Here is a 19,606-nt window from a genome sequence, read left to right as displayed (position 1 = left end):
GTGGCGCCTGCCCCCGCACCCGTCGCCGCGGCGCCGTTCGCCCCGGCTCCGGCCCCGATCGCACCCGCCGCGCCCGCATCGGTCGCTGTCAACCCCGTGGTCAGCACGCCGTTGCAGACCACCATCCAGCCCGAAGCCGCGTCCACCCCGATCGCGAATGTGTTCGGCCACCAGGGTGTTTCGCCGCTCACCGCGCCCGCGGCCTCGGTGCCCGCGCTGTTCACCCCGGCCACGCCGACGAAACCCGTTGTGCTGCCCGATGTCACCGGTGGCTCTCACCCCTCGACGACCGTGCCGGTCACCGTCCCGTCCAAGGTCCCGACGGTCGATCTCGACACCCCGACCACGGTGAAGCTGCCCGGTTCGTCCACGGTCCCGACCGTGCCCGAAATCACCAAGGTGCCGGTGCCGACCACCGTCTCGCCGACCGGTCCGGCCAAGCCCACCGTCCCCGACGACGACCTCACCACCACGCCGGGCACCTCCGGCGGCGTGACGACGCCCTCGACCGGCACGAGCACCCCGACCGTCGACGTGCCGAGCCAGACCACGCCGCACACGACCGTGCCGGTACCCACCACCCAGTCGACCGCTCCCACGAAGCAACCGACCATCGATGTGCCGACCAAGCAGCCCACCGTCGACATCGATCCGCCGTCGGTGGTCACCCCGCCGCCGGTCACCGTGCATCCCACCGTCGCGCCGGTAAAACCCCCGGTCATCGAGACCAAGCCGATCGCCGCCGAGTTCGACCAGCACGACGGCGGTTACCATGGCGTTTCGGCCGGACTGTTCGATACGGGCATCGGTGGTGGCGATTTGCTCGCTGCCGCGTTTCCCATCGAGCACCATGGGTATGACTTCGTGGTCTGACACGACGATTTCGGCCGTGTCGATGTGACGAGAGTGAGGAACAGTTGTCTGCCGCAGCCGGACTGCAGACCGCGACGGTGAAGCATCCGGATGTGATGGCTCCCGTTGTAGCGCTGGTCGACGAACTGCGGGAACTGGTCCGCTCGGGCGGGCGCAACGACCTCGATGCGCGCCTCGGCATGGTGCGGGCCAGGCTCAGTGATCCACGGGTCCGGATCGTCGTCGTCGGTGAGCCCCAGGCGGGGATGAGCACGCTGGTCAACAGCATGGTCGGATCCCCGGTCAGTGCCACCGAGGGCAAGCCCAGCGTTCCGGTGATCGTCGAATACGGCCAGGCGCCGAAGGCGACGCTGGTGAAATCGGCGCCGGGCAGCCGGGTCGAACGGGTACCCGTCGATCCGCTGAATCCGCTTCCCGCGCTGACCGCACTCGGCGTGCTGCGCGCCGAATTCGCCGAGCCGAGCGCCCTGCTGGCCGACGGTCTCGTCGTGATGGACGCTCCGGGTTCGACCGCCCACGAGGCGGCCGCCTGGTCGATGATCGCCGCCGCCGACGTGGTCCTCTACGCCGCGGATGCCGCCGCCGAACTCACCGAAGCCCAGCTGGACTACCTGCGCCGGGTCGAGCAGGTGTGTCCGTCGGTGGTCTGCGTGCTCACCAAGATCGACCGCAACCCGCACTGGTCGCTGACCCAGCGGCGCAATCGCACACTGCTCGACGGTGCCGGGCTGAACTTCGCCGTGGCTCCCGTTTCCGCTCTGCTGCATCGGGAGGCCACCGAGCGCGGCGACCAGCAGCGCGATGCCGAGTCGGGTGTGCCCCAGCTCCTCGATCACCTACGTGAATATGTTGTCGCCCAGGCTGATTCGGTGGCTGTGACGGCCGCGGTCCGCGATATCGTGCTGATCACCGACCAGCTCACCGTCACCCTGCGGGCCGAGTCGGACACGCTGCGCGACCCGCGCAGGCGCGCCGAGATCACCCAGCGCTTGGCCGCCGCGCGCACCACCGCCGATCAGCTGCGCCAGCGCACCGCCACCTGGCAGGTCACTCTCGTCGACGGCAGTTCCGAGCTCAGTGCCGATATCGAACACGATCTGCGGCACCGCTTGCGCACACTGGTCCGCGAGGCCGAGGCCGAGATCACCCGCACCGACCCCGCCCGCAAGTGGTCCGATTTCGCCTCCGAACTCGACGCGCGCATCTGCGAGGCGGTCGAGGAGAACTTCGTGATGGCGCACTACCGCGCCGTCGAGCTCACCGAGCAGGTGGCCTCGAAGTTCCCGCCCGACAACCGGACCCCGCCGCTGCCCGAACTGCGACTGACCAACCCCGGCGAGGTGCTGGAGCCGGTACAGCCGCTGGAACCGCTGGAAAGCGCCAAAGCCGGTGTGGGGCAACAGCTGCTCACCGCACTGCGTGGCTCCTACGGCGGCATCCTGATGGTCGGTCTGGCCACCAGCCTGCTCGGCATGTCGCTGGTCAACTGGTACTCCGCGGGCGCGGGTGTGCTGCTCGGCGTGAACGCGCTCTGGGACGACCGCAAGAACCGCAAGCATCGCAGGCAGGCCGAGGCCAAGGTGGCCGTCGCCCGGCTGGCCGATGACGTGATCTTCCAGGTGGGCAAGGAATCACGTAACCGCCTGCGCTCACTACAGCGGGTGCTGCGCGACCACTACACCGAGATCGCCGCCGAAGTGGGCCGCACCGCCGACGAGGCGCTGCGCGCCGCCGAGGAAACCGGCCTGCGCTACGGCGACCATCGCGAACTGCGAATCACCGAGATCGACGCGGGCCTGCGCACCGTGGCAGGGCTGCGAGCCCGCGCCGAACGTATCGGGTATTGATCCCTTACGACCGGTTGGCCGGTGTGTGTGCCGGTTGGAACTGACCCGCGTTGCGCTGATCCTCGGCCCGGATCACGTGGGTCACCGCGTTGATCAGCGCCAGATGGGTGAACGCCTGGGGGAAGTTGCCCAGGTGCCGACCGGTGCGTGAGTCGATCTCCTCGGCGTAGAGCCGCAGCGGGCTGGCCAGGCCGAGCAGTCGCTCGCACAGATTGGTGGCGCGTTCGAGTTCGCCGATCTCCACCAGCGCCGAGACCAGCCAGAACGAGCAGATCGTGAAGGTGCCCTCCTCGCCGTCGAGGCCGTCGTCGGTGGTGTCGGTGTGGTAGCGCAGCACCAGACCGTTGACGGTGAGGTGGTTGGCGATGGCGAGCACCGTCGCCCGGATGCGCGGGTCGTCCGGCGGCAGGAACCGGGTCAGCACCACCAGCAGCAGCGAGGCGTCGAGGGTGTCGCCGCCGTAGGTCTGGGTGAAGACGCCGTCCTTGTTGACACCGAATTCGAGGACGTCCTCGCGGATCTCCTCGGCGATCGCGAACCACTCGGCCGCGCGCTCGTGCTGGCCGTGTAGCTGTGCCAGTCGGGCACCACGATCCAGCGCCACCCAGCACATCACCTTCGACGAGGTGAAGTTCTGTGGTTCGCCGCGCACCTCCCAGATCCCGCGATCGGGTCGGCGCCAGTTGGCGATGGCCGCGTGCACGGTGCGTTCGAGCAGTGGCCACAGCGATTCCGGCACCTGCCCACGCGATTTCACGTGCAGGTACACCGCGTCGAGCATGGTGCCCCAGATGTCGTGCTGGTCCTGGTCGTAGGCGGCGTTGCCGATGCGGACCGGACGCGCGCCGTCGTAGCCGGCCAGATTCGGCAGCTCGTATTCGGTGATGTGGCGTTCGCCGCCGATCCCGTAGAGCACCTGGAGGGGGACCGCGTCCCCGTTCTCGCCGGTGGTGACGTCGTCGAGGAAGGCGAAGAAGTCGTTGGCCTCGCGGTCGAGACCGAGGGTGTACAGGCCCCACAGCGCGAAACTCGCGTCGCGCACCCAGGTGTAGCGGTAGTCCCAGTTACGTTGTCCGCCAGGGGTTTCCGGCAGTGAGGTGGTGGAGGCGGCGAGGAGCGCGCCCGTCGGCGCGTAGGTGAGGCCCTTGAGCGTGAGCGCGCTGCGCTGCAGGAAGCTGCGCCACGGATGGTCGGGGAAATCGCCCTGGGTGATCCAGCGTCGCCAGCACTCGGTGGTCGCCCACATCTTCTGCGCGGCCTCGTCGTAGGTAGCGGGCGCGGGCAGTTCCGACCAGGTGAGCGCGACGAACACCTGGTCGCCCTCGGCCATCCTGGTGCGGGCGCGCGCCTCCCTGCCCTCCAGGCCGAGGCGCAGATCGGTGGTGAGAACCAGTGACGGCCCGCTCTCGGGATCGCTCGACGCCCGTGCGGTCGCCTGCTCGTAGACCTTGCCCGTGTACTCCCACTTGGCTCCGCCCCGGTGATAGTCGAACGAGGGCTGGCAGCTCATTTCGAGCTCGACGGTGCCGCTCACGCACTTGACCGTGCGCAACAGGACGTGTTCGGCGTCCCAGTCCATCGGGGTGCGGCGGTGGGTCTTGGATCGGGCGATGTTGTTGTGCCACGGGCCGAGTACCAGTGTGTCGCGCACGATCAGCCAGCCGGTTTCGGTCTGCCAGGTGGTTTCCAGGATCATCCCGCCGGGCAGATACCGCCGTGCCGCCGGCACATTCTTTCCGTAGGGGCCGATCCGGAAATGCCCGGCGCTGCGGTCCAGGATCGCGCCGAAAACGCTGGGGGAGTCGGGACGTGGCACACACATCCACTCCACCGAGCCGCTGCTGGAGATCAGGCAGCTGGTTTCGCAGTCGGACAGGAAGGCGTAGTCGTCGATCGGTGGAAACGCGCCACGGCGGCCGATGGCGGAGACCGGACTCAGAATCGGCAGGCTGTCAGCGCTGGAAGACTCCATACCCCATCATCACGGCGGTACGGGCGCCCGTCCACCGCTGCGAACGGCGATCTCGGTGGATCGGCTGGTTGTGGCCCGGAATTCCCCTGCACCCGATGCGGACGGCGAGGGCGTTCACGGTGACCGACTAGGCTGGTCGACGTGCAACGCATCGCAGGTTGGTGGGACGGCTTCGAACTCTGGGTAGCCGGGCTGCCCTTCATTCCCCAGTTTCTCGTGGTGCTGGTCGGCATGGTCCCGATCAGCTTCGCCATCGCCTTCCTGCTCGATCGCGGCTTGCGTATGGCCTTCCGCGTATTGCGCCGCGACGATCGCACCGAACCGCCGATGCCGGTCACCCTCGCCGAACGCCCGGCCGTCGGCAGCGGTGCCCGCTGATGCCACGTTCTCGCGTTCAGCTCGCGCTCATCGCCCTGCTCGTTCTCGTCGTCATCGCCTGGTTCTTCACGCGGTGACCGGCGCGGGCGATCGCCCGCGCCGGCCCAGCGACTAGTTCTTACGCCAGTCGTCGAACCGTTTGCCCAGGTCCGATACCGTCCGTCCGAATTCCTGGCCGACCGTGTTCACCGCCGAGCCCACGTCGCGACCGAGATCACGGACCGTGCGAACCAGCATGTCCTCGGACTGATCGAAGGTCTCGCGATAGTGCCGCGCGGCCTCCTTGGCCTCGTCACCGATGCTCGCGTCCTTGTCCTGCCCACGACGCGGGTAGCTGCCGCCGAGCACCCGCTCGTAGTCGCCGGACTGGATCCAGCGGCGCAGCTCGGCCGCGCGCAGCACCGAGAACGGGTGGGACTGCAGCTCCAGGTTGAGCAGCTTCAGCACGCCGTCGCGCAGGTCGCCCGAGCGCATGTAATCGTCGGCCTGGTCGAGAAACGCGCCGTGGTTCATCTCGTGCAGCCACGCACCACCAGCGGTTTTCATGTGCACCCGGACCGAGGCCTCCACGTCCTGGCAGCACAGCAGCCCCGCCCGGTCGCCGGACAGCTCCGACTTGCGGCTCCACTCCATCAGCGCCGCCACGATCGCCCGCAGCGCCCAACCGCCGACCGGCATCCAGCCGACCGAGGCCGACAGCCGCATCAGGTGCATGAGCATCGTGCGATACACCGCGTGCCCCGACAGCGCGTGGCCGAGTTCGTGGCCGACGACGAACCGCAGTTCCTCGGTGTCCATCAGTTCGAGCAGGCCGGTGGTGAGCACGATGAACGGCTTGTCCATCCCGATGGTGAACGCGTTCACCGACGGGTTCTGCAGTACGAACATCTCCGGGGTCGACTGCGCGTCGAGCACGCCGACGCAGTCCGCGCGCAACTGGTGCAGCGTGCGGAACTGTCGATCGTCGACCCGCACCGCGGTGGCCAGATACATCAACCGGTGCTGACGCTCCCGCAGCAATCCCGACAGCGTCCGCAGCACCGTGTCGAAGCCGCTGAGCGAGCGCAGCGCCACGAGCGCGGTGCGGTCGGCCGGGTGTTCCCAAGCGCGCGTGCTGATCTCCGGCAAGCGCGTGCGAACCCGGTCTGGAGCCATGGTCATAGGATGAAATCCCCCCTGGTTAGAGAACTCTCGTCGATTGCGATCATCATGGCGCAATCTGCTACAGTCTGCCTGTGTCGTCGAGTGTCGCCCCGCAGATCCGCCATGAGTTGGCGTTGATCGCTGTCGGCAACCTCGCGGTCGCGGACATTCTCTGTCGATGATCGGCTTCCGGACTCGTCTGCGCGTTTCTGCCCAGTAGACTGGCGCGCGCTTTCCTTTCGCAGTCGTTGTCCGTAACTCCGGGGCCCGATGGGCCCGAGTCGCGCCAACTGTCGTGTATCCATATGCGGCAGGTCTACCGATCGACATGAGCATTCCCTGCCGCACACGAAATTCGTTGTGCCGCAGGTCCTTTCCCGAAAGGTTCACCCCGATGTCTCGCAACACCTGGATCGGTTCGCGCCGCCGCGCCGCCGCCGTCGCTCTCACTGCTGTCGCCGCGGTCGCCCTGACCGCTTGCGGTGGTGGCGCCAGCGACTCGACCGACGGAGAAGCGACCGCCGACGGCAGCGGGGGCACCATCAACCTCTACGCCTACGCTGTGCCCAAGCCCGGCTTCGACAAGGTCGTGCCCGAGTTCAACAAGACCGACGCGGGCAAGGGTGTGCAGGTCCAGGCCTCCTACGGCGCCTCGGGCGACCAGTCGCGCAAGGTCAAGGACGGCGCCGAGGCCGACGTCGTGAACTTCTCCGTCGAGCCCGACATCACCCGCCTGGTCGACGCAGGCCTGGTCGAGTCCACCTGGAACGCCGACGCCACCAAGGGCATCCCCTTCGGCTCGGTCGTCACCCTGGTGGTCCGCAAGGGCAACCCCAAGGGCATCAAGGACTGGGACGACTTGCTGAAGCCAGGTGTCGAGGTCGTCACCCCGAACCCGTTCAGCTCGGGCTCGGCCAAGTGGAACCTGCTCGCGCCCTACGCCGCCAAGAGCGATGGCGGCAAGAACCAGCAGGCCGGTCTGGACTACCTGTCGCAGCTGATCTCGCCCGAACACGTGAAGGTGCAGCCCAAGTCGGGCCGCGAAGCCACCGAGACCTTCCTTCAGGGCACCGGCGACGTGCTGCTGAGCTATGAGAACGAGGCCATCTTCTCCGAGCGCAACGGCGACCCGATCGAGCACCTCAACCCGCCGACCACCTTCAAGATCGAGAACCCGGTCGCGGTGCTGAAGAACTCCAAGAACCTGGCCAAGGCCACCGCGTTCCGCGACTTCCTGTTCACCGCCGAAGGCCAGAAGGCATGGGCGCAGGCCGGCTTCCGCCCGGTGGATCCGAAGGTCGCCGCCGAGTTCGCCAAGGACTTCCCGACCCCGGCCAAGCTGTGGACCATCGATGACCTCGGTGGCTGGAAGGCCGTCGACAAGGATCTGTTCGCGCAGGGCACCGGCAAGGTCGCTGTCATCTACGACAAGGCCACCAAGTAGTCGGTGACCCGGCTCACACGTGATACTGGAAAACTGTGACTGACAGCAGTGGGCCCGCCGGGACCGGGGAAACCCCCGATCCCGGCGTGGCCGTGAAACTGGACAAAAAGCCGCCGACCCCGCGCGGACCCCGCTGGTCGTGGCTGCGCGTCACCGGCTCGGTGGGTCCGTTCGGCATCGGTGTCGCCGTGATGTGGCTCAGCATCATCGTGCTGTTGCCGCTGGCGGCACTCACCGTCAGCTCCTTCGAAGACGGCTGGTCGGGCTTCTGGGACGCGGTCACCGCGCCCTCGGCGCTCGACTCGCTGCGCATCACGGTCGGCGTCTCGGTGATCGTCGCCGTGATCAATGTCGTGATGGGCACCCTGATCGCCTGGGTGCTGGTGCGCGACGAGTTCCCCGGCAAGGGCATCGTCAACGCGCTGATCGACCTCCCGTTCGCGCTGCCCACGATCGTCGCCTCGATCGTGCTGCTCTCGCTCTACGGCCCGAACAGCCCGGTCGATATCCACCTCAACGCCACCCAGGCCGGTCTGGTGGTGGCGCTGGCCTTCGTCACGCTGCCGTTCGTCGTGCGGTCGGTGCAGCCGGTGCTGATCGAGGTCGACAAGGAAGTGGAGCAGGCCTCGCTTTCCCTCGGCGCGAGCAACTGGATCACCTTCCGCCGCATCGTGCTGCCCACCCTGGCTCCGGCGATCATCTCCGGCGGCGGCCTCGCCTTCGCCAGGGCGATCGGGGAATACGGCTCGGTGGTGCTGATCGGCGGCAACATCCCGCGCGAGACCCAGATGACCTCGCAGTACATCCAGCAGCAGATCGAAGTCGACCGGCCGGTCAACGCGGCCGCGGTGTCGGTGGTGCTGCTGGCGATCTCGTTCATCAGCCTGCTCGTGCTGCGGATCCTCGCCGAACGCACGGCGCGTAAGGAAGAGGCGGCTCGATGAAACTGTCCGCGTTCACCAGGATCTCGCTGCGCACGGTCGCGCTTGGCTACCTGCTGATCCTGCTGGTGCTGCCGCTGGTGATCATCCTGCTGCGCACCTTCGAGCGGGGGATCGGCGCGTTCATCGAATCGATCACCACGCCCGCGGCCATCTCGGCGTTCCAGCTGTCGATGATCATCGTGATCATCGTGGTGCCGCTGAACGTGGTCTTCGGTGTGGTGACGGCGCTGGCGTTGGTTCGGAGCAAGTTCCCCGGCCGCAGCCTGATGCAGGGCATCGTCGACCTGCCGTTCGCGGTGTCGCCGGTCGTCGTCGGTGTGTCGCTGATCCTGCTGTGGGGCGCGGGCGGCTGGTTCGGCGGGCTTGAATCACTCGGGTTCAAGGTGATCTTCAGCCTGCCCGGCATGGTGATCGCGACCATCTTCGTCACGCTGCCGTTCGTGGTGCGTGAGGTGGAGCCGGTGCTACACGAGATCGGTGACGATCAGGAGCAGGCCGCGGCCACCCTCGGCGCCTCGCGCTGGCAGACGTTCTGGCGCATCACCCTGCCCGCCATCCGCTGGGGTCTGACCTACGGCGTCGTGCTCACCGTGGCCCGCGCGCTGGGCGAATTCGGCGCGGTGATCATGGTCTCCACCGCGCTGCCCGGAAGATCCCAGACGCTGACCCTGCTGGTGCACGGCCGCTATATCAACGACCACAACACCTTCGGCGCCTACAGCGCGGCCACCCTGCTGATGGGTATGGCGCTGATCGTCCTTCTCCTGATGACTCTCCTCGAACGCAAGCGGGGCACCGAATGATCACCGTGACCAACGGGCGCAAGAACTACGGTTCCTTCGCCGCCCTCGACGATGTCAGTATCGATATCCCCGCAGGCCAGCTCACCGCCCTGCTCGGCCCTTCGGGCTCGGGCAAGTCGACGCTGCTGCGCTCGATCGCCGGACTCGAGGCCCTCGACTCGGGTGTGGTGGTGATCGCGGGCAACGACGTCACCCATGTGGCGCCGCAGAAGCGCGATATCGGCTTCGTGTTCCAGCACTACGCCGCGTTCAAGCACATGACCGTGCGCGACAACGTGGCCTTCGGCTTGACCATCCGCAAGCGGCCGAAGAAGGAGATCGACAAGCGCGTCGACGAACTGCTCGGCATCGTCGGCCTCGACGGTTTCCAGCACCGTTATCCGGCGCAGCTCTCCGGCGGTCAGCGTCAGCGCATGGCGCTGGCCCGTGCGCTGGCCGTTGACCCGCAGGTGCTGCTGCTCGACGAGCCGTTCGGCGCGCTCGACGCCAAAGTGCGCACCGATCTGCGGCAGTGGCTGCGCAGGTTGCACGACGAGGTCCACGTGACCACCGTGCTGGTCACCCACGACCAGGAGGAGGCCCTGGACGTGGCCGACCGGATCGCGGTGATGAACAAGGGCCGTATCGAGCAGGTCGGTTCGCCCGAGGAGGTCTACGACCGGCCTGCCAACGAGTTCGTGATGTCGTTCCTCGGCGCGGTCGCCCGGCTTAACGGTCATCTGGTCCGCCCGCACGACATCCGTGTCGGCCGCGACCCGAGCATGGCGCTGGCCGAACACGAGGGCACCGCCGAATCGGCGGGCGTCACCAGGGCTACGGTCGAGCGGATCGTGCGTCTCGGTTTCGAGGTGCGCCTGGAACTGCGCAATGCCGCGACCGGCGACCAGTTCGCCGCCCAGGTCACCCGTGGCGACGCGGCGGCGCTGCGCCTGGCCGAGGGTGAGACGGTCTATGCCCGTGCCACCCGGATCCCGGACCTTCCCCACGCCTGATCCACCCTGCTGCGACCGGGGCTCCGCGACATACGTCGCGGGGCCCCGGTCGCGTTGTCGAGGGATTCGCCGACGGTCCGCGATCCGCCGCCGGACGCGGATCGGCGCAGGTTAACCGGTACCGACGGTCCGTCGGCCGACACGCCGTGCTCGGCGGACAACTATTTTCCGCCTCTCACAACAGACCTTCGCGGATTGTGCATGACGCAGTGTCACAGGTAGAAGCGCTTTTACTGGCCAGTAGCTTTCTCAACAGGGCTTTCGGCGCGCCGAACACGCAAAATCCGGCGATGCACGGAGTTGACGTGACTCGCTGTAGGTGTAACCATTGGAAACAGTAAACGTCCCTAGAGGAGAGGCAGTGACGACGATGTCTGCGCCCACCACCCCTGACGTCGATCCTGTAGTCGCGGAGGCTCAGGCGTACGCCGAGAAGTTGCTGATGCTGTCCGAAGCATCGGTCGATCGCCACTTCGACCCGTTCGAGGACATCGACTGGGACGCCCCCGACTTCGACCCGAACTGCAAGCCCGAGCGCTGGGTCCTGGTGACCTCGGCCGACCCCATCGGTCGCCACCCCTGGTACCAGGCGCTGCCGCTGGAGCAGAAGATCGAGATCGGCAAGGTACGTCAGGCCAACGTCGCCAAGGTCGGCCTGCAGTTCGAGGCCATCTTGATCATCGGCATGATGCAGCACATCTTCAACCTGGACAACAACGACCCGGAGTTCCGGTACTGCTCGCACGAGATGATCGAAGAGCACAACCACACTCTGATGTTCCAGGAGATGGTGAACCGCGTCGCCGACGTGCCGGGCATGAACCCGCTCGTGCGTCAGCTGCGTCACCTGGCCGCCCCGGCCGGTGCGCTGTTCCCGAACTTCTTCTTCATGGCCGTGCTCGCCGGCGAAGAGCCGATCGACCACATCCAGAAGGACATCCTGCGCTCGGGTGACGATATCCACCCGATCATGCGCGGGGTGATGGCGATCCATGTGGCCGAGGAAGCTCGTCACATCTCCTTCGCTCACGAGTTCCTGAAGAAGAACGTGCCCGCTCAGCCCGCGCTGAACAAGGCTGTGCTCTCGATCGCGATGCCGATCGTGATGTTCATCCTGGGCCGCGCCATCGCGACGCCGCCGAAGACCTTCTTCAAGCAGTTCGACATGCCCGCCGAGGTTCGCAAGGACCTGTTCTACGGTTCCAAGGAAGCCAAGCGGACCTTCGCCGACTACTACGTCGACGTGCGCGCGCTGGCCGAGGAGATCGGGTTGATGAACCCGGTCGCCCGCAAGGTGTGGAAGCTGCTCGGCATCGACGGCCCGTCCAGCCGGTACCGCTCGGAGCCCAAGCGCTCCGCGAAGCACGCTGCCTGAGCCGGTAGATCGATGCCATACGTTGTCACCCAGTCATGCTGTAGTGACGCCTCGTGCGTCTACGCATGCCCGGTCAACTGCATTCATCCCACCCCGGATGAGCCGGATTTCCGTACCGCGGAAATGCTCTACGTCGATCCGGCGTCCTGCGTGGACTGTGGTGCCTGCGCCACCGCGTGCCCCGTCGATGCCATCACCTCGTCGAAGAAGCTGACCGACGAACAGAAGCCGTTCATCGAGATCAACGCCGACTTCTACCGCGTGCAGCGGGACCGGCCGACGTTGGCCGTACCGGTGATGCCGCCCGCGATCGACACCCAGCGCTCGCCGCTGCGTGTCGCCATCGTGGGGTCGGGTCCGTCGGCGATGTACGCCGCCGACGAGCTGCTCACTCAGCCCGGGGTCGCGGTCACGATGTTCGACCGCCTGCCGCAGGCCTACGGTCTGGCCCGCCTCGGCGTCGCGCCCGATCACAAGCACACCCGCAAGGTCGCGGATCTGTTCGACATCATGTCGAAGCAGGATGACTTCGGTACCTACCTCGATGTCGAGATCGGCAAGCACATCAGCCATGCCGAGCTGCTCGAGCACTTCCACGGTGTGATCTACGCCGTCGGCGCGTCCTCGGATCGCAAGCTCGACATCCCGGGCGAGGGTCTGGCGGGCAATGTGTCGGCCACCGACTTCGTCGCCTGGTACAACGGCCATCCCGACCACGTCGACGACCGTTTCGATCTGGACCAGAAGCGGGTCGTCATCGTCGGCAACGGCAACGTCGCCCTCGACGTCGCCCGCATCCTGACCGTCGATCCGGCCCTGCTCGCCGACACCGACATCGCGCCGTACGCGCTGAAGGCATTGCGCGAGAGCAAGATCGAAGAGGTCGTGATCCTCGGCCGTCGTGGTCCGGCCGAGTCGGCGTTCACGGTGCCCGAGTTCGTCGGCCTGCTGGCCGCCGACATCGACATCGCGATCGAGGGTGAACTGCCCGCGGTCACGTCCGATCTGCCCTACAAGGTCGAGCAGAAGCTGCGCCTGCTGCACAGCGTCGCGAATCGCCCGTTCGGCGCGCGCAAGCGCATCGTGTTCCGCTACCTGTCCTCGCCGGTGGAGATCGTCGGCACCGACACGGTGACCGGGGTGCGGGTGGAGCGCAACGAGCTCGTCACCGACGCCGAAGGTCGCGTGGCCGCCAGGCCGACCGGCGATACCACGCTCCTCGAGGCTGGTGTCGTGCTCACCTCGGTGGGTTACCGAGGCGTGCCGACCGTGGATCTGCCGTTCGACGACGCCCGCGCGGTGATCCCGAACGACGCGGGCCGGGTGCTCACCGCGCCCGGGGGCGAGATCTTCCCCGGCACCTATGTGACCGGCTGGATCAAGCGTGGCCCGACCGGCTTCATCGGTACCAACAAGTCGTGTGCGCAGGAGACCGTGCAGCAGCTCGCCGACGATTTCAACGGTGGCACGCTGCGCGAGCCCACTCGTGACGCGCAGGAGTTCGACCGACTCGTGCGCGCCCGTCGCCCGCAGGCGGTCGCCGGTGGCGCCGCGGTGCCGCGCGAGCGCTCGGTGCGGCGACTGTTCGCTCGCAGCTGATCATCTCGAAACCGAAGGCCCGCAACGTCACTGGACGTTGCGGGCCTTCTGTTTCTACTGCGCGGTGAAGCCGCCGTCCGCGGCGATGGCCGCGCCGGTGACGAACGATGCCTCGCGGCTGAGCAGGAAGGCGCACAGCGCGGCGATCTCGTCGGGCCGCGCGATCCGCCCCAGCGGGTGCAGCGCCGCGATGGCGGCCTCACCCTCCGGTGTCGCGCCCATCGACGCACGGAACGCCGGGGTGTCGACCGCGCCGGAGACCAGGGCGTTGACCCGCACGCCCGTCGCCGCGGTCTCGAGCGCCACCGATTTCGTCAGGCCGACAACGGCGTGCTTGGCCGCCACATACGGCGCCACCTGTGCCATCCCGACCACGCCCAGGTTGGAGGCGTTGTTCAGGATCGCGCCGCCGCCGGAGGCGGTGATGGCCGGAACCTGGTGGCGCAGACCATAGAAGACGCCGTCGAGGTTCAGATCCATGTCGGCGCGCCATGAGGCGTCGTCGATCTCGGCGATCGGCCCGAAGGCATTCACCGCGCCCGCGTTGTTGAAGGCCGCGTCGAGGCGGCCGTACTCGGTGAGCGCGGCCTGGGTGAGCCGTTCGGCATCGGCGTCGACGGTGACATCGGTCGCGACGAACAGCGCGCGTCCGCCGGTCGCTCTGATCTGCTCGGCAACCTGCTCGCCCTGGTCCTTGCCGCGAGAGCCGAGGACAACGGCCGCACCTTCGGACGCGACCCGCAGTGCGACCGCCTTGCCGATGCCGGAGCCGGCCCCGGTGATGAGTACGACCTGGTCGGCGAATCGAGTGGACATGCGTAGTGCCTGCTTTCCCTTGGTGTTTCGAAGAAACGGTCGGTATCTGTCCGCTCTTTCAGTCAACCGGCGGGCGCTGGGCCGTGCTGGCGGGAATCGGCCGCTGCGTTGACGTGTCACCAACTAAGGGGTCTATTTCGATGTGAGGGAATGTGATTCGCCGTCAGGGAAATCATGCCGGTAGTAAACAAATCGGTTACCGGTCGGTAAGTGCACTTATTGGCGGGGATAACAAACCCTAGGAATGTATTAATTGGGCGCTCTGTCCGATTACTCACAGGTAGCTGCCTCTCGGAGTCTGCGCATTGCCGGTGGTGTGTTCAGGGGGGTGGATATCTAACCTTCAACCATCTCACCTGCATGAATCACCTTGTGGCGACGCGTGGTTGCGGATTCCGTATCAATCTGGCAGCAATTCGCGGACGTGCCAGTTAATCTAGGCGAGCTGTTTGGAAAACGACCGCGGCCACATGGTGCGCTCGCGTGCTGGACGTGGTCACGGTGCGTTGACGGGATAGCAAAAACATGACCAGAGGTCTGGGCTTGAGTATCGGTGCGGTCAATGCGATTTCGGCGGTAGTCGCCGATGATCCGGCCAAACCGGCGGTGCGTACACGACGCACCGCACTGACATTCGACGCCGCGGGCAGGCCCCGCATCGGCGCGATCAACGAATTCGCCTCGGCGATCACGGATTTCGCGGATCTGACCCGCGAGCCGGAGCCGATGGTGATGGGTGGGCGGTTCTACTCGGCGACCAACCTGATCGCCGCGGTGGTCACCGGTCTGATCGAGCTGGCCGAGACGCCGGCCGGGATCGTCTTGACCTATCCGGCGGTCTACACCGATAAGCAGGTCTCGTTACTCGGCCAGGCGCTGCATCTCGCGGGCGCCGGTGAGGTCCTGCTGGTGCCCGAACCGGTCGCCGCCGCGGAATGGCTGGAGATCGATCGCGGCCCCTTGGAGCCGGGCTTCGTGCTCGTCTACGACCTGGGTGCCACCAGCCTCGACCTCACGGTGTTGCGTGTCGGTCCCGACTGGCCGCACCACCCGATGGTCGGAACTCCCAGGCGGTCCACCGATTTCGGTGGCAAGCCGCTCGGCGAGATGGTCGCCCGTTACGCGGGCGAACCAGGGCTCGGCCGCGCGACCCAGACCCTCACCTCCATGGTGAACATCGACGCGCTGCGTGCCGAACACGTCCGCGACACGTTTCCGCTGGTCAGCAAGAGCGTCGCCGCGGCAGGCCTGCGGCTGGCCGACCTGTCGCGCATCCTCGTCGTCGGCGGGGCCTCGCGCCCACCCGAAGTCGCTCGCACCCTCGCCGAACTCGGCGTTCCGCTGGTCACCGTGGCCGACCCCGGCCAGGTGATCGCGTCAGGCGCAGCGGGTTTGGCGGCTCGCACCTTCGCGCCCGAGCAGCAGAGCGGTGGTCCGGTGCCGCACGTCGCGGTGTTCTCCAGCGCGGCAGTCGTTTCCGCTCTCGCTATGTCGGCGATGACGGTGTTCGGCAGCCCCTTCGATCCCGGCCTGATGCCGGTCCTCGACCGGTTCCCGGTTCTCGGCGCCCCGGTCGACGCGCTGCTCTACGACATGAGCGCCGACCTCCTCGCCGCTCGAACCGCAGGCCTGGTCAGCGAGGTCGACCCGGTCACCGGCCGCATCCAGGTCGCGGGCGTGGCCGCGGCCCGCAGCGCCTATGAGAACTTCATCGCGCCCGCGACCGCGCCCGGCGGTAAGTCACGTCCCGGCGCGCACAACGGGAGTGGCGGCGACCGTAGCGGTCTCGGGCGTCCGGACGTCCGCGACGACTGCAAGTCGCCGTTCCTGGCCCGCACCACCTATGGCGACCCGGCCCGCTTCATCAACCCCCTACCCTTCGGTCAGCAGGCCGCCCAACCCCAGCACACTCCGACCGCACCCGGCACGCCCGAACTTCCCCACAGCGGACCGATCTCGACCCCCGGCACGCCGGAATCCCCGGGCACTTCCACCGCGCCCGGTGCGACAGACCCTGGCACTGTTCCGGCGGCTGGTACCGCGCACGCGCCGGGCACCGCTCCGAAGGACGGCACGTCCGCATCGACCGGCGGGCCGTCGACACCGAGTACGGGTGGTGCCTCCGTCGAAGTCGGAGGATCTGCGTCGACGGGTGGAACGAATACCGGCACAACAGCTTCCGATCCTGGTGGAAGCACCTCGGGAGAAACAGCGACCGGCGGAACCACTGACGGCGGTGCCTCAGGAGGCTCGACCGGCGGTGGAACCACCGGCGGCACAGATTCTTCCGGCGGCGGTGCCAGTGGTGGCGCGTCCGGGGGCGGTGCGTCCGGTGGGGGTACGTCGACCGGTGGTGGCGCGTCCGGCGGCGAATCCGATGGCGGTGCCTCCGGTGGGGGCGCATCAGGTGGTGCCGGGGGCGGCGGTGGTGCGTCCGGTGGTGGAGCGTCCGGCGGTGGAGCCGACGGCGGTGCGTCGGGTGGCGGTGCTTCCGGGGGTGGTGGGTCCGGTGGCGGTGCGTCGGGCGGTGGTGCGTCCGGTGGTGGCGCCTCGGGCGGCGGTGTGTCCGGTGGTGGATCGGACAGTGGTGCGTCGTCTGGCGGTGCGTCGTCTGGAGGTGCGTCGTCTGGAGGTGCGTCGTCTGGAGGTGCCTCCTCGAGCGGTGCCTCTTCTGGTGGAGCCTCCTCGGGCGGCTCCAAGGGTGGAGCGTCTTCGGGCGGCTCCGCAGGTGGCGGTGGCGGCGGTTCTCGCCGCTGACTAGCCGGGTACGCCGGCACATCGGTATATCCATGACGGAACATGTTGGCGTGCAGCGGCATTCGGTGTGCCAGTGCGAGGCAGTCACAGGTCTTGGGGCAGGGCAGAGACTGAGGGCTATTACGTTGATGGAGCGTCGAATATCAGCGATCAGGCGTTTGCCTCCGTAGTCGCGACGAAAGAGCTGTCGCACAGTAAGTGCTTGCTGATACCCGAGCCTGTAACAAGTGCTGTCAGGATCGACGAGACGGAGCCTCGGCGAATTTCGTCGCGCACGCCCTCGGTTCGGGTCTGCGCTAGGCAATCGCCGAGGCCCGCGACGGCAAGTGCCGCAACGGATGCCGGGTTGTCCGCATCGTGGCGGTGGTGAATCGGCGGTGAGTGTCGGTGGGGGCGGGCACAATAGGACAGTGGCTGAAGTCGGGGGAGCGCCGAAGCTGATCGCGCTCGATGTGGATGGGACTCTGCTGGCAACAGGGTTCGAGATCAGCGCGCGGGTGGGGGCGGCTGTGCGTGCGGCGGTGTCGGCGGGGGCGCATGTGGTGGTCACCACCGGGCGAACCCTGCTCACCACACGTCCGGTGCTGAGCGAGCTCGGCCTCGCCGAGGGGCATGCGTTGTGTTCCAACGGTGCTGTGCACATCGACGTGGCGCGGGGCGAGCCGGTCGCGGTCCAATCCTTCGATCCGGGACCGGCGGTGCTCGCTCTGCGCACGTTGTTCCCGGAGATGGTCTTCGCCGCGGAACGGGTCGGCATCGGGATCTGGGCGACCGGGCACGGGCCGGGGGAGTTCTCGATCGGTGACTTCCAGCTCGTCGACCACCGCGAGCTCAGCAGTGTGCCGACGCCGCGCCTCAACGGCTGGTGGCCCGACGGCAGCCCCGATGAAATGCTGCGCCTGCTGCAGGCCTTCGACGTTCCCGATGCGTCCTGGGTGCACGGTGAGTACGGCCCCTGGCTCACCGTCTCCCGCCGTGGGGTATCCAAAGGCTGGGCGCTGGAACAACTTCGGCTCCTTCTCGGCATCGAGGCCGAGGCGACCTTGGCCATCGGCGACGGCTTCAACGACCGCGAGATGCTGCGCTGGGCAGCACATTCGGTGGCCATGGCCGGATCGCCCGATGCCGTGCTGGCCCTGGCCGACGAAGTGACCGGTCACGTCAGCGAGGACGGTGTCGCCACCGTCCTCGAACGCTGGTTCGCCTGAGTTCCTAGGTCGTCATCGCCACGAAGTGCGGGTTGGCCATGATCCCGAGCACATTGCCGAACGGATCGAGTACCGCCGCGGTCGCGAAACCCGTGCCCTCCCCGCGTTCGGTGATCGGCTCGTACTCGGTGGCGCCCAGCTCGAGCAGCCGGGCGAAGGTGGCCGCGAGATCGTCGACCTGCCAGAACACCACTCCACCCCCGCCCGGTGCATTGCGCGCGCCCGCCGGGGCATACGCGCGGTTGATGATTCCCAGCTCGGCCTGCAACGGCCCGAGCCGGAACTCGTAGTACCCACCGGGAACCTCGTAATACGGCGCGATGCCGAGGAATGCGCTGTACCAGTCCTTGGCGGCGGTGAGGTCGTCGGCGTAGTAGGTGGTGGTGGCCATTCCGCGCAGCATGTCTGCTCCATTCGGTTGTCGCTTCGGTGTGAAAACGACTTTGCCAGGCAAAGTGCTCACCGAATGAGCACTTTGTTCGGCAGAATTGCCGAGTATGCGAGCCGATAGATTGGTAGCGACCCTGTTGTTGATGCAGGCGCGCGGGCGGGTGACAGCCGCCCAGGTCGCCACCGAGCTCGAAGTCTCGGTGGCGACGGCCCGGCGCGACCTGGAGGCCTTGTCGGCCGCGGGCATCCCGGTCTACCCGCAATCTGGTCGCGGGGGTGGCTGGTCGCTGATCGGCGGCGCACGCACAGATTTGTCCGGACTCACGGCGGGGGAGACAAGGGCGCTGTTCCTGCTCGCGGGTCCGGCGGCTCAGGCCGCGCCCGAACTGAAGTCGGCGCTTCGCAAACTGGTTCGGGCCCTCCCGCACACCTTCCGTGCCGATGCGGCCGCCGCGGCCGACGCCGTCGTCGTCGATCCGGCCCGCTGGGGGCGCCCCGACCCGCAAGCACCCGCGGTGCTCGAGACTGTGCAACGAGCGGTGGTAGAACGCCGCCGCGTCCGCATCGACTATCTGAGCAAGGGTGAACGCACGGTCCGCACGATCGATCCATGGGGCCTGGTCGAGAAGGAAACGGTCTGGTACCTCGTCGCGGGCACCGAACGCGGGCAGCGCACCTTCCGGCTGGACCGTGTCGTCGAGGTGGTCACCCTCGATGAAACAGCTGACCGCCCAGCAGATTTCGATCTTCAGGCGCAGTGGTCGCGGATTGTCGAGCGGATGGAGGGCCGTCGCGCCGCCGTCGCCGCGACGGTCCTCGTCTCCGCCGGTCTCGCCCCCATCCTGGCCGACCAGCAGGGTCGCAATTGCACCCTGCTCGGCCCGGCCCCGGACGGCCGGGTGCGAGCGCGGATCACCGCCGACACCGCGAAAATGCTCGCCCGGCAGCTGGCGGGCTGGGCCGGGGACATCGAGGTCGTCGGCCCCGCCGAGGTCAGATCAGAACTGGTAACACTCGGCACTCGATTGGTGCGCGACAACGAGTGAGTGTTGGGCGGTGCGTCCA

The 19,606-nt window shown here is 67.5% G+C and carries 16 protein-coding genes and 1 pseudogene; 13 read left to right on the top strand and 4 right to left on the bottom strand.

The genetic code is table 11. The features are described 5' to 3' along the window. Positions 1–873 (top strand): annotated as a pseudogene (locus NS1_RS40940) (hypothetical protein); the annotation flags it as partial. Positions 874–917: 44 nt separating this feature from the next. After that, positions 918–2,720, top strand: coding sequence for a P-loop NTPase family protein (locus NS1_RS25120; RefSeq protein ID WP_062988290.1), 1,803 nt, complete (start codon positions 918–920; stop codon positions 2,718–2,720). 4 nt (positions 2,721–2,724) lie between these two features. On the opposite strand, the gene NS1_RS25115 is transcribed toward NS1_RS25120, so the two are convergent. Next, a complete protein-coding gene (locus NS1_RS25115; protein ID WP_062988288.1) occupies positions 2,725–4,692 on the bottom strand; it encodes a glycoside hydrolase family 15 protein in 1,968 nt (655 codons plus the stop codon). Positions 4,693–4,833: 141 nt separating this feature from the next. On the opposite strand from NS1_RS25115, the gene NS1_RS25110 reads away from it, so the two are divergent. Continuing rightward, entirely contained in the window at positions 4,834–5,070 is a 237-nt protein-coding gene (locus tag NS1_RS25110; protein WP_056821441.1) for a hypothetical protein, read from the top strand. Between the two features lie 111 nt (positions 5,071–5,181). Here NS1_RS25110 and NS1_RS25105 read toward each other — a convergent pair whose 3' ends face one another. Next, positions 5,182–6,231 (bottom strand): M48 family metallopeptidase, encoded by a 1,050-nt coding sequence (locus tag NS1_RS25105; RefSeq protein WP_062988286.1) that lies wholly within the window; start codon positions 6,229–6,231, stop codon positions 5,182–5,184. A 74-nt stretch (positions 6,232–6,305) separates the two neighbouring features. Here NS1_RS25105 and NS1_RS42490 point away from each other — a divergent pair, with 74 nt between their 5' ends. From NS1_RS42490 to NS1_RS25075, 7 genes are all read left to right on the top strand, one after another. Further along, positions 6,306–6,395, top strand: coding sequence for an Ms4533A family Cys-rich leader peptide (locus tag NS1_RS42490; RefSeq protein ID WP_019045829.1), 90 nt, complete (start codon positions 6,306–6,308; stop codon positions 6,393–6,395). Between the two features lie 212 nt (positions 6,396–6,607). Next, positions 6,608–7,657: a sulfate ABC transporter substrate-binding protein gene (locus NS1_RS25100; protein ID WP_062988284.1), complete on the top strand. Its 1,050-nt coding sequence runs from the start codon at positions 6,608–6,610 to the stop codon at positions 7,655–7,657. Positions 7,658–7,743: 86 nt separating this feature from the next. Continuing rightward, on the top strand, positions 7,744–8,601 hold the full coding sequence (cysT, locus tag NS1_RS25095; RefSeq protein ID WP_084504381.1) for a sulfate ABC transporter permease subunit CysT: 858 nt from the start codon (positions 7,744–7,746) through the stop codon (positions 8,599–8,601). After that, complete coding sequence (cysW, locus tag NS1_RS25090; protein WP_062988282.1) at positions 8,598–9,404, top strand: sulfate ABC transporter permease subunit CysW; 807 nt, start codon at positions 8,598–8,600, stop codon at positions 9,402–9,404. Before cysT ends, cysW begins: the two co-directional genes overlap by 4 nt. Continuing rightward, positions 9,401–10,396, top strand: a complete 996-nt coding sequence (locus tag NS1_RS25085; RefSeq protein ID WP_062988280.1) for a sulfate/molybdate ABC transporter ATP-binding protein — start codon at positions 9,401–9,403, stop codon at positions 10,394–10,396. Before cysW ends, NS1_RS25085 begins: the two co-directional genes overlap by 4 nt. A 370-nt stretch (positions 10,397–10,766) precedes the next feature. Beyond that, entirely contained in the window at positions 10,767–11,771 is a 1,005-nt protein-coding gene (locus NS1_RS25080) for an AurF N-oxygenase family protein (protein ID WP_056821428.1), read from the top strand. Positions 11,772–11,783: 12 nt separating this feature from the next. Continuing rightward, positions 11,784–13,370, top strand: coding sequence for an FAD-dependent oxidoreductase (locus NS1_RS25075; protein WP_063816254.1), 1,587 nt, complete (start codon positions 11,784–11,786; stop codon positions 13,368–13,370). Positions 13,371–13,424: 54 nt separating this feature from the next. On the opposite strand, the gene NS1_RS25070 is transcribed toward NS1_RS25075, so the two are convergent. Continuing rightward, positions 13,425–14,186 (bottom strand): glucose 1-dehydrogenase, encoded by a 762-nt coding sequence (locus NS1_RS25070; protein WP_062988276.1) that lies wholly within the window; start codon positions 14,184–14,186, stop codon positions 13,425–13,427. Positions 14,187–14,711: 525 nt separating this feature from the next. Here NS1_RS25070 and NS1_RS25065 point away from each other — a divergent pair. Both NS1_RS25065 and NS1_RS25060 read left to right on the top strand, forming a co-directional pair. Then, positions 14,712–16,943 (top strand): Hsp70 family protein, encoded by a 2,232-nt coding sequence (locus tag NS1_RS25065; RefSeq protein ID WP_062988274.1) that lies wholly within the window; start codon positions 14,712–14,714, stop codon positions 16,941–16,943. A 410-nt stretch (positions 16,944–17,353) separates the two neighbouring features. After that, complete coding sequence (locus tag NS1_RS25060) at positions 17,354–18,151, top strand: HAD family hydrolase (RefSeq protein ID WP_062988272.1); 798 nt, start codon at positions 17,354–17,356, stop codon at positions 18,149–18,151. 4 nt (positions 18,152–18,155) lie between these two features. On the opposite strand, the gene NS1_RS25055 is transcribed toward NS1_RS25060, so the two are convergent. Beyond that, the gene (locus NS1_RS25055; RefSeq protein WP_056821415.1) at positions 18,156–18,554 is read right to left on the bottom strand and encodes a VOC family protein; all 399 of its coding nucleotides are present in this window, start codon (positions 18,552–18,554) and stop codon (positions 18,156–18,158) included. A gap of 94 nt (positions 18,555–18,648) precedes the next feature. On the opposite strand from NS1_RS25055, the gene NS1_RS25050 reads away from it, so the two are divergent. Further along, entirely contained in the window at positions 18,649–19,587 is a 939-nt protein-coding gene (locus tag NS1_RS25050) for a helix-turn-helix transcriptional regulator (protein WP_062988270.1), read from the top strand. Positions 19,588–19,606: the final 19 nt, after the last annotated feature.

The sequence above is a fragment of the Nocardia salmonicida NBRC 13393 genome (assembly GCF_001613085.1).
Taxonomy (GTDB): Bacteria; Actinomycetota; Actinomycetes; order Mycobacteriales; family Mycobacteriaceae; genus Nocardia; species Nocardia salmonicida.
Note: the sequence above shows the minus strand (reverse complement) of the source record. Positions and strands in the feature narration are given on the sequence as shown.